The sequence below is a fragment of the Nocardioides sp. CPCC 206348 genome (assembly GCF_048654705.1).
Lineage (GTDB): Bacteria > Actinomycetota > Actinomycetes > Propionibacteriales > Nocardioidaceae > Nocardioides.
Genome location: NZ_JBMCZA010000190.1, coordinates 53,657 through 54,128 on the forward strand (window position 1 = coordinate 53,657; position 472 = coordinate 54,128).

A 472-nucleotide genomic window follows, 5' to 3' on the forward strand; every position below is an offset into this window, starting at 1 on the left:
TCCTTGCCGCCGTACGGGACAAGGGGTACGCGATCCAGCTGGCCGAGCAGCAGGAGCAGCTCGACAACTTCAACACGCACTTCGACGTCTGGTTCTCCGAGCTCTCCCTGCACGAGGACGGTCAGGAGAGCGGCGGTGTGCCGAACACCCTCGAGCGGCTCAAGGACCTCGGCCACGTCTACGAGGACGGGGGTGCGCTCTGGATGCGCACCACCGACTTCGGCGACGACAAGGACCGGGTGCTCATCAAGTCCGACGGTGAGCTGACCTACTTCGCGTCCGACACCGCGTACTACCTCAACAAGAGGGAGCGCGGCTTCGACCACTGCATCTACCTGCTCGGTGCCGACCACCACGGCTACGTCGGCCGGCTCCGGGCGATGGCTGCCTGCGTCGGTGACGACCCGGACAAGACACTCAACGTCCTCATCGGTCAGCTCGTGAAGATCGTCAAGGACGGCGAAGAGCTGAA

1 protein-coding gene is annotated in these 472 nt (G+C 64.4%); it reads left to right on the top strand.

All coding sequences use genetic code 11. From position 1 onward, the window contains the following. Positions 1 to 472, top strand: a 472-nt coding sequence (argS, locus tag ACOADB_RS16120) for an arginine--tRNA ligase (RefSeq protein WP_378600681.1), incomplete at both ends; no start/stop codon positions are given.